The organism is Promicromonospora sp. NPDC057488 (genome assembly GCF_042802395.1).
Taxonomy (GTDB): Bacteria; Actinomycetota; Actinomycetes; order Actinomycetales; family Cellulomonadaceae; genus Promicromonospora.
Window position 1 is genome coordinate 43,477 of record NZ_JBHVEG010000028.1, and the last position, 9,764, is coordinate 53,240.

General features: G+C 71.8%; 9 protein-coding genes. 8 read left to right on the top strand and 1 reads right to left on the bottom strand.

Features of this window, described 5'->3' with window-relative positions; all coding sequences use genetic code 11:
* The first annotated feature begins 63 nt into the window (after positions 1-63).
* From ACFU5G_RS08425 to ACFU5G_RS08450, 6 genes are all read left to right on the top strand, one after another.
* On the top strand, positions 64-1,377 hold the full coding sequence (locus ACFU5G_RS08425; protein WP_377242674.1) for an ABC transporter substrate-binding protein: 1,314 nt from the start codon (positions 64-66) through the stop codon (positions 1,375-1,377).
* Positions 1,374-2,279: a carbohydrate ABC transporter permease gene (locus ACFU5G_RS08430; RefSeq protein WP_377242676.1), complete on the top strand. Its 906-nt coding sequence runs from the start codon at positions 1,374-1,376 to the stop codon at positions 2,277-2,279. Before ACFU5G_RS08425 ends, ACFU5G_RS08430 begins: the two co-directional genes overlap by 4 nt.
* A 1-nt stretch (position 2,280) precedes the next feature.
* Positions 2,281-3,177, top strand: coding sequence for a carbohydrate ABC transporter permease (locus ACFU5G_RS08435; RefSeq protein ID WP_377242678.1), 897 nt, complete (start codon positions 2,281-2,283; stop codon positions 3,175-3,177).
* Positions 3,174-5,261, top strand: coding sequence for an alpha-galactosidase (locus tag ACFU5G_RS08440; protein ID WP_377242680.1), 2,088 nt, complete (start codon positions 3,174-3,176; stop codon positions 5,259-5,261). Before ACFU5G_RS08435 ends, ACFU5G_RS08440 begins: the two co-directional genes overlap by 4 nt.
* Before the next feature lie 11 nt (positions 5,262-5,272).
* Positions 5,273-6,082 carry a hypothetical protein gene (locus ACFU5G_RS08445; protein ID WP_377242681.1) on the top strand — a complete coding sequence of 270 codons (810 nt, stop codon included), beginning with the start codon at positions 5,273-5,275 and terminating at the stop codon, positions 6,080-6,082.
* A gap of 81 nt (positions 6,083-6,163) precedes the next feature.
* Entirely contained in the window at positions 6,164-6,391 is a 228-nt protein-coding gene (locus ACFU5G_RS08450; protein WP_377242683.1) for a hypothetical protein, read from the top strand.
* A gap of 680 nt (positions 6,392-7,071) precedes the next feature.
* Here ACFU5G_RS08450 and ACFU5G_RS08455 read toward each other — a convergent pair.
* Positions 7,072-7,713 carry a GNAT family N-acetyltransferase gene (locus ACFU5G_RS08455; RefSeq protein WP_377242685.1) on the bottom strand — a complete coding sequence of 214 codons (642 nt, stop codon included), beginning with the start codon at positions 7,711-7,713 and terminating at the stop codon, positions 7,072-7,074.
* A gap of 107 nt (positions 7,714-7,820) precedes the next feature.
* Between ACFU5G_RS08455 and ACFU5G_RS08460 the strand changes: the two genes are divergently transcribed.
* Positions 7,821-8,567: a sugar phosphate isomerase/epimerase family protein gene (locus ACFU5G_RS08460; RefSeq protein ID WP_377242687.1), complete on the top strand. Its 747-nt coding sequence runs from the start codon at positions 7,821-7,823 to the stop codon at positions 8,565-8,567.
* Complete coding sequence (locus ACFU5G_RS08465; protein ID WP_377242689.1) at positions 8,564-9,670, top strand: Gfo/Idh/MocA family protein; 1,107 nt, start codon at positions 8,564-8,566, stop codon at positions 9,668-9,670. The genes ACFU5G_RS08460 and ACFU5G_RS08465 overlap by 4 nt, the downstream gene beginning before the upstream one ends.
* Positions 9,671-9,764 lie beyond the last annotated feature (94 nt).

Here is a 9,764-nt window from a genome sequence, read left to right on the forward strand (position 1 = left end):
CCCGCGCCCGTGATCGCAGAGGTACCAGGTGCGCCAACGAGGGCGCACGAAGGAGGAACAAAGATGTCCAAGCGAACCACGTCTGAGAAGTGGGCACTGACGCGCCGCGAGCTCCTCGCGGGCGGTATGACGCTGGGCGCGGCGAGCCTGCTGGCCGCGTGCGTGGGGACGACGTCGGGCGGCAGCGGCGGAGGCGGGGGCGGCACGAGCTCCGGCCTCATCACCCTGCAGAACTCGATCCAGGACGCCGACCCCAAGGCCGCCCTGGAGGCGCTGGTCAAGGCCTACCCCGGCGGCGACGTGACGATGAACTCGGTGGCCACCGAGCAGTTCCGGGCGCAGCTGACGAACTACCTGCGCTCCGGCGACTCGCCCGAGGTCCTGAGCTGGTACGCCGGGTCGGTGGCCCGGTCCTACGCCGAGGAGGGGCTGCTGCTCGACGTGTCGTCGCTGTGGGAGGGCGACGGCGCGTGCGCCGGGTACTCCGACGCGCTGCGCAGCCTGTCCTCCGACGCCGCGGGCAAGCAGATCTTCGTGCCGACCAGCTACTACTGGTGGAGCGTCTTCTACAAGAAGTCGGCGTTCGAGAAGTGGGGCGTGGAGCCGCCCACGTCGTGGGACGAGTTCCACGCGCTGTGCGAGAACCTCAGCGGCCAGGGCATCGTGCCGCTGACCAACGGCCTGTCGTCCACGCCGTGGATGGCGTCGGGCTGGTTCGACTACCTGGACCTGCGGATCAACGGCGCGCAGTACCACCGGGAGCTGCTGGCCGGGGAGCACGCCTTCAACGACCCCGAGGTGGTGGCCGTCATGGAGGAGTACAAGCGGCTCATCCCGTACTTCGACAAGAACGCGGCGTCCTACACCGCGCAGGACGCCGCCACGCCCGTCGCCCAGGACAAGTCGGCCATGTACCTCGTCGGGGCGTTCGTCTCCGGCTACTTCCCCGAGGACCAGCGCGACGACCTCGACTTCTTCTCGGTGCCGGTCATCAACGACTCGGTGCCGACGGCGGAGGAGGCCCCGACCGACGGGTTCTTCGCCGCCGCGCGGAGCGACAACCACCAGGGCGCACTGGACCTGTTGAGCTACCTCGCCTCCGCCGATTCGCAGCAGCAGTACATCGAGCAGTCCAAGTCCGCCAACCTGCCGACCTCGCCCGACGTCGACACGTCGTCGTTCAGCCCGCTCGTGCAGAAGGGCATCGAGCTGCTGAACAACACCGAGGAGATCACGCAGTTCTTCAACCGCGACTCCTCCGACGCCCTGCAGGCCACCGCCGACACCGCCCTGACCAAGTTCCTCGCCCAGCCGGACTCCATGAAGAGCATCCTCGACGAGTGGCAGACGGCGGCCGAGGGGGTCTTCGCGTCGTGAGCGCGCAGCCGTCCACCGCGACCCGCCGCCCGAACCGGTTCGCGCGCGTCCCGCTGCTCGTCTGGGTGTTCCTGCTGGTCCCGTTCGTGGTCGAGCTGTTCTGGGTGTTCTGGCCGGCGGCCAACTCGTTCTCGCTCGCCCTGACCCGCTGGGACGGGATCGGCCTGGCCGAGCCCGTGGGCCTGCAGAACTTCCGCGACCTGGCCGCCGACCCGATCTTCCTGACCGCTCTGCAGAACAACGTGATCTGGGTGCTCGGGTTCGGCGGCCTGTCCGTGGTGGGCGGCCTCGCCCTCGCGGTCACCCTGAACAAGCCCGGCCCGATGGTGAGCATCTACCGCAGCGCCATCTACCTGCCGATGGTCGTCTCGCTCGCCGTCAGCGGCCTGTTCTGGCGCGTCATGTACGCGCCCGACGGGCCGATCAACGGCACCCTCGGCCTGCTCGGCCTCGAGCACCTGGAACGCCAGTGGCTCGCCGATCCCACGGTCGCCCTCTGGGCCGTGCTGATCGCCGCCGTCTGGCGCCAGGTCGGCTACATCATGGTGCTGTACCTGGCCGGCCTCAAGGGCACCGACGGCTCGCTGGAGGAGGCCGCCGCCGTCGACGGCGCCAACGCGTGGCAGCGGTTCTGGCGCATCGTCATGCCGCAGCTGCGCGGCGTGAACATGGTCGTCTTCGCCGTCACCGTCATCGACTCGCTGCGCACCTTCGACATCGTCTGGGCGATGACCCGCGGCGGGCCCTACAACGAGACCCAGCTCCTGAGCACCTACATGTTCCAGCAGGCGTTCACCACGGGGAACCTCGGGTACGCCTCCGCCATCGCCGTCGTCATCTTCGCCCTGGCGATCGGCTTCATCATCACCTACCTCGCCCGCCAGGCCCGGACGGAGGACTGACATGTCAGCACTCGCCCCACCCGCCGCCGGCGCGCCCGCGGCGGTCCGCGACCGGCCCGCCCCCCGGCTGCGCCGGCCCAAGCCTGCTCGCTCGCCGTGGCTGCACGTCGCGATGGTCCCGGTCACGCTGCTGTGGCTCAGCCCCATCGTGTTCGTGCTGTTCGTCGCGATCCGCTCCTACGACGACATCGCCGGCCGCGGCCTGGGCGCGTTCCCCGCGTCGTTCAGCCTCGACGGCTTCGCCACCGCGCTCACCCAGGGCGGCGTGCTGCGCTCCCTCGGCAACAGCGTGCTCGTCACGGTGTGCGCCGTCGTGCTCTCCCTGGCACTGTCGTCGTTCGCCGCCTACTCCCTGAGCCGGTTCGACATCCCGTTCCGCCGGACCATCCTGCTCACCATGCTCGCCGGGAACCTGCTGCCCCCGCAGATCCTGCTCGTCCCCGTCTCGTCCATCACCGAGGCCATCGGCATCGGCGACACGCTCACCGCGCTCGTCGTGGTCCAGGTCGGGTTCGGCATCGGCTTCTACACCTTCGTGCTGCACGGGTTCATGCGCAGCCTGCCGAACGAGGTCTTCGAGGCCGCGCGGCTCGACGGCGCCGGCCCCGGCGGCATCTTCTGGCGCATCGTGCTGCCCCTGTCGCGGCCGTCGCTGGCGGCGCTCGCGGCCCTGGCCACCACCTGGATCTTCAACGACCTGATCTGGGCGATGACGGTGCTGCGCACCGAGGCCAAGTTCCCCATCACCGCCGCCCTGCTCAACCTGCAGGGCGGGTTCGCCAGCGCCTGGAACGTGGTCGCGGCGGGCGCGCTGATCGCGGCGGTGCCGACGGCGATCGTGTTCTTCCTGTTCCAGAAGCAGTTCGTGTCCGGACTTCTCGTAGGAGCCAACAAGTGACCTGGATTCTCCCGACCCGCACGGGTCAGTACGTCGTGGGCGAGGCGCCGCGCGGGGCCGGCCTGGTCGCCGTCGGCTGGGGGCCTCTTGCTGATGAGGCCGTGCCGCCGGTGGCGGCGACGTCCTCCTTCGAGGCCGACCTCGACCTGCTCCCGCTGGAGGCCACCGCGCTCGGCACCCGCAACGTGCACGGCGCCGAGCTCGTGGTGCGCCGCGCCGACGGCGTCCGCGGCGCCCGCCTCGCCCGGACCGGCGAGGTCTCCCTGACTCAGGACGCCGACGGCGGCACCCACCTGGTCTGCCCCCTCGCCGACGATGTGCTGGGCCTGGCCGTGACCCTGCACGTCCGCACCCACCCCGCCCACGACGTCGTGGAGAAGTGGGCCGACCTGCGCAACCGCTCGGAGCAGCCGATCGAGCTGCTGCGCGGCTGGGGCGGGGCGTTCAACGTGCCGACGTCGGGCGCGGCGCACGTGGACCTGCTCGGCGGGGCGTGGTCGCGGGAGTTCACGCCGTTCCGCGCCTCGCTCGGGGCGGGCACGCTGAGCATCGGCAGCCGGCAGGGCATCACGAGCCACACGTACGCGCCGGTGGTGACGGTCGTGCCCGCCGGAACGGACGGGGCGCTCCGTTCCGCCGGAACGGACGCCCCCGTCCGTTACGGCGTCGCGCTCGCCTGGAGCGGCTCCTGGCGGATGGCGCTCGACGCCGTCCCCTTCGCCGACCACGTCCGGGTCGCCGCCGGGCCGGACGACGAGTCCGGCGTCCTCACGCTCGCGCCCGGCGACACCCTGACCACCCCGGTCCTGGCCGGGGTGCGCGTCGAGGGCGACGCCGACGACCTGGCCCACGCCTGGCACGCCTACCAGGTGACGCTGGCCCGAACGCGCGGCCTCGAGCACCGGCCCGTCGTCTACAACTCGTGGTTCGCCACCACGTTCGACGTCCGGGTGGAGCACCAGCTCCGGCTCGCCGAGGCCGCGGCCGAGGTGGGCGCGGAGGTTTTCGTGGTCGACGACGGCTGGTTCCGCGGCCGCACGACCGACCGGGCCGCGCTGGGCGACTGGGAGGTCGACACCGACCGGATCCCGGGCGGCCTCGGGCCGCTGGCCGACGGCGTGAAGGCCCTTGGCATGCGCTTCGGCCTCTGGGTCGAGCCCGAGGCGGTGAGCCCCGACAGCGACCTGTACCGCGCGCACCCCGAGTGGGCGCACCACGTGGACGGGCGCCCCCTGGAGACGCTGCGGCACCAGTACATGCTCGACCTCGGCCGGCCCGAGGTCGAGGAGTGGGTGCTCGGCACGCTGCGCCGCCTGCTCACCGAGACCGAGATCAGCTACCTCAAGTGGGACATGAACCGCTCGATCGCCGACGGCGGGCGCACGGCCCCGGGCGGCGACGACTGGTCCTGGCGGCACACGCAGGCCTACTACCGGGTGCTCGAGATGCTGCGCGCCGAGTTCCCGCACGTCACCGTCGAGGCCTGCGCGGGCGGCGGCGGCCGGATCGACCACGCGGTGCTCGCCCGGACCGACGTCGTCTGGCCCAGCGACGAGACCGGCCCGCGCGACCGGCTCGCGATCCAGCACGGGTTCCTGGGCGTGCTGCCCGCGTGGACCATGAGCTCGTGGGTCACCGACCTGCCCGACCAGCTCGACCCCGACCGGGAGAGCGGGCCGGCGAGCCTGGAGTTCCGGTTCGTGGTCGCCATGGCGGGGGTGCTCGGCATCGGCTCGGACCTGCTGGCCTGGGACGACGCGACCCGCGAGCGGGCGGCGTCGTTCGTGGACCTGTACCGCGAGATCCGGTCGGTGGTGCACACGGGGCTGACCCGGCGGCACGGTGCGCCGGCGGACGCCGCGTGCGCGGTGCAGTACACGGGTACCGACGCCGTGGTCGTGCTGGCCTGGCGCCGCGCCGGGGAGGCCCCGCTCACGGTCCGCCTCGGCGACCTCGACCCGGACGCCCGCTACCGCGTGCGGGGCACCGACGAGGCCCGTTCGGGCAAGGAGCTGGCGACCGACGGCCTGGTCGTCCCGTGGACCTGGCGGGACTGCGACGTCGTGCGCCTGGACCGGGTGTGACGGGACCGGGTGTGAGCGCCCGTCCCCTCACGGTCCGCACCGACCCGGCCCTGGGTGGCCGCTGGACCTCGCTGGCGACGCCGGAGCGCGAGTGGCTCTGGCGCAACCCTCGGGTCTCGGCGGCGGCCCGGGCCGGCGTCGTGCCCGGCGACCCGTTCGTCGACGCGGGCGGCGGCGAGGAGTGCCTCCCCACGATCGGCGGCCCCAGCGACCACGGCGAGGTGTGGTCACGACCGTGGACTCCCGACGGCGAGGCCGCGACGGTCCGGGCCGGCGACCTCACCCTGACCCGCCGCCTCACCACGCACGACGGCGAGGTCCGCGCCGGCTACACGATCACCGGCCCACCGGGCGCGCCCCTGCTGCACGCCGTCCACCTGCTGCTCGACGTCGGCCCGGACGCTCGCCTGGAGGTGCCCGGCCGCCCCGACACCCTGGTGGTCGAGTGGCCCGAGCCTTGCGCGACGAGACCCGCCACCTGGCCCGACGGCGGGGGAGTGCCGCTCGACGTGCTGGGCCCGGACGACGGCACCGCCCGCTGCGCCGTCGTCGCGACCGACCGGCTCGACGTCGTGGACGGCGCCGACCGGCTCCGGCTCCGCTGGGCCGTCGCGCCCGGGTTCGCGGCCCCCGTCTCCCTGGTCGTGTGGCGCAACCTGGGCGGCTGGCCGGAGGGCGCCCCGTACCGCTCGATCGGCGTCGAGCCCATGCTCGGCGCCGAGACGAACCTCGACCGCGCCGTCCCGGACCGGCTGGCCCACCTGGACGGTTCCGGTCGGATGAGATGGTGGCTGGAGGCCCGCGCGTCGCGCTTGGACTAGTTCGCGCCCAGGGACCCGCCGGATCCTGGGGGTTGTCAGGTTCCGCTTGACAGGGTTATGGTGTCAAGGAAGCCTTGACACATGCGCATCTTGGACAGCGCACGTAAGCACGGAGTTACGGACGAACAGATCATGGCCGCATTGCAGGTCCCGTATCGGCAATATAGGCAGGGGGTGGATCGGCTCCTGGTCATCGGGGCCGATCATTCGTCGCAGTTGCTTGAGCTTGTCGTGGTGGACCCTGAATCAGACGATCCTTGCGTGATCCATGCCATGAAGATGAGGAAGAAATTTCAGAGCCTCTTATGACCGTGTGCTCACGACTTCAATCGATGGCTCGAAAGAGTGGTGATTACAATGACGCGAAACGTCCGCGACAGTACTGAGAACCATGTGGTTCACCTCAAGTCTTCGGCCAGGTCGAAGGCCCGTAGGGGGAGGACCTCGGCGGAGCGGGAAGAGGCTGCGAAGCTGGATTCGGTGGAGAGCTGGCTCGACAGTCTCGACCCGGACAAGATGGAAGTGGTCGACCCTGTCGAGCTTCGTAGGATTGGATTCGCCCAGCGTGCGATGAGAAGTGCCGAGGAAGAACTTCGGGCTGCGGTAGGCGGCGCACGTGCTGCCGGGCACTCGTGGGCTGCTATCGGTCGCACACTAGGCATAAGTCGTCAGGCGGCGCACGAGCGGTTTGGTGGAGACGCGGGAGAACTGAAGTCCTCGGTCTATCGCCTTCTCAAGTCGCACTTGACGCAGAAGGGCTGTGATTCGCCGATCGAGCGTGTATTCGGCGACTGGCTCCGTAGCGGTGGCACTGATGTCCTGGATGCAGATGTGACAGTCGTGGCACGTAGCCGCACTTTTGTGGCTTTCTCGGAGCCAGGTGCGGGTGGTGATGTGACAGTCCTTCTCACAGACGCAGATGCCCGCCAGGCGTCCGAAGGCGATCCGCGCGCCGCTGCGGTCGGGTCGAGACGAGCTCGCTGAAGACCTCAGAGGCTGAGCGTGCGGCGCGCGGCCTCGACGCCGTCCAGCTCGATGTCGTCCCGGCGCTGGGTCAGCCAGGCGTCGCGGGTGAGCCGCCAGCGCTGCAGCAGGGCCGGCTCGCCCTGCCGCGTCGCCCAGTCGGTGCCGTTCTCCGCGTAGCCCAGCGCCCGCGACACCCCGTTCGACCCGGCGTTGTCCACGAACGCGTCGCTGCTCGCCTCCTTCGCGCCCAGCCCCTCGAACGCCAGGTGCAGGATCGCCTGGCGCACCTCGCGTCCCACACCGCGCCGTCGGACGGCGGAGGACAGCCAGGAGAACGTCGTGACAGTGCCGACGTCGGCGAACCGGTCGCCGATGAGGTCCTGCACGCCCACCGGTTCGCCGTCGAGCAGGACGACGAAGTAGAGGCGCCAGGCGTCCGGGGAGACGCGGCCCCGCCCGCGCCAGATGCTCTGCAGCCACTTCTCGACGCGGACGTCCGGATCGCTCTCGTAGAGGGACATCGGGTCGTCGTAGGGCGGCGGGTCGGCGGCCGCCAGCCCCTGCCGGACGACGTGCGCCAGCCGGTCGAGCAGCACGTCCGACGCGCCGCGGAGCTCCAGCGCCGGTGTCCGCACGGCGACGTCGAGCAGCGGGTAGTTGAGCACGGCCGTGATGCTAGACCCCGCCAGAATCTTCCACTGTAAGAATTTCGTCGCTAGCATCGTCGGCGGCTCACCGAAGAGCCGGGTTCACCGACGAACTAGGGGGTTCCATGCCGACGACGACGCCGACATCCGTGCAGCTCTACTCGGTCCGAGACGCAGTCGCCCACGACCTTCCCGGCACCATCGCGCGCCTGGCCGAGATCGGCCTGAGGTTCGTGGAGCCGTACGCCTTCCACGAGCGCACCGACGAGTTCCGGCGGGCGTTCGCGGCGGCGGGCGTGGCGGCGCCGTCGGGCCACGCGCCCGTGCTCGCCGCGGAGGATCCCGCGGCGATCTTCGACGCGGCGGCCGCGCTGGGGATGGACACCGTGATCGACCCGTTCCTGCCCGCGGAGGAGTGGCAGACGGCCGACCAGGTGGCCCGGCTGGCCGAGCGGGTGAACGCCCTGGCGGCGCTGGCGAGCGAGCGCGGCCTGGAGTTCGGGTACCACAACCACGCCTGGGAGCTGAGCACCCGCATCGACGGCCGGCACGCGCTGGAGGTGTTCGTCGGGCACCTGGCGCCCGAGGTGGTGCTGGAGGTGGACACGTACTGGGCGGCGGTCGGGGGAGCGGACGCCCCGGCGCTGCTGACCGCGCTGGGCGACCGCGTGCGCCTCATCCACGTCAAGGACGGCACGCTCGACGGCGACGTCGCCGCGCAGCAGCCGGCCGGCGCCGGCGAGGTCGACGTGCCCGCCATCCTGGCGGCCGCCCCGGCGGCGACCCGCGTCATCGAGTTTGACGCGTACGGCGGCGACGTCTTCGACGGCATCGCGCAGTCGCTCGCGTGGCTGTCGGAGCACGACCGATGAGCCGGCCGGGCGCGGCGGGCGTCGGGATCATCGGCGCGGGCAACATCTCGACCCAGTACCTGGAGAACCTGACCCGGTTCGCCGACGTCGAGGTCCGGTTCGTCGCCGACCTCGACCTCGCGCGCGCCGCCGAGCGGGCGCAGGAGTACGGCGTGCCGGCGTCGGGCAGCGTGGACGAGCTGCTGGTCCGGGACGACATCGACGTCGTCGTCAACCTCACCGTCCCCGCGGCGCACACGGAGGTGGGGCACCGCATCCTGGCCGCGGGCAAGCACGTGTGGAGCGAGAAGCCCGTCGCCCTGGACCGGGACGCCGCGGCGGCGCTCCTGGCCGACGCCGGGTCGCGCGGCCTGCGCGTCGCGTGCGCCCCGGACACGGTGCTGGGCGCGGGCATCCAGACGGCGCTGCGGGCGATCGCGCGCGGCGACATCGGGGAGCCGCTCACGGCGACCACGATGTTCCACGTGCCCGGGCCGGAGTCGTGGCACCCCAGCCCCGACTTCCTGTTCGCGCACGGCGCGGGCCCGCTTTTCGACATGGGCCCCTACTACGTGACCACGCTCGTGCACGTGCTGGGTGCCGCGACCCGGGTCCAGGCGGTCGCCTCCACGTCCCGCCAGACCCGCACCATCGGCAGCGGCCCACGGGCGGGCGAGGTGTTCCCGGTCGAGGTTCCGACCCACCACGCGGCGCTGATCGAGTTCGGCGAGGGCCGCTCGGCACAGTCGACGTTCTCGTTCCAGCACGCCCTGCCCCGCAGCGGGTTCGTCGAGGTCAACGGCACCGAGGGCACCATCGTGCTGCCCGACCCGAACGGGTTCGACGGCGCCTCCACGCTGTGGACGTACGGCTCCGACGAGCCGACGGCGCTGCCCGCGACGGGCCCCGAGTTCGGTCGCGGCGCCGGTGTGATCGACCTGGTGCGCTCGCTCCGTGACGGTGTTACCGAGCGCGCGTCGGGCGCGGTCGCGGCGCACGTCCTGGACATCCTGCTCGGGATCCGGGACGCGGCGGAGGCGGGGCAGCCGGTGAAGATTGGCTCCGCCGTCGACCCGATCGCCCCGCTCCCGGAGGGCTGGGACCCGGCGGCGGCTACGGGGTAGGGCCGGGCAGGAGCCGCTCCAGCAGGGCCAGCGACCGCCGGACGTCGACGGCCTCCGGGTCGAGCAGCCACTGCAGCTGCAGCCCGTCCGACGC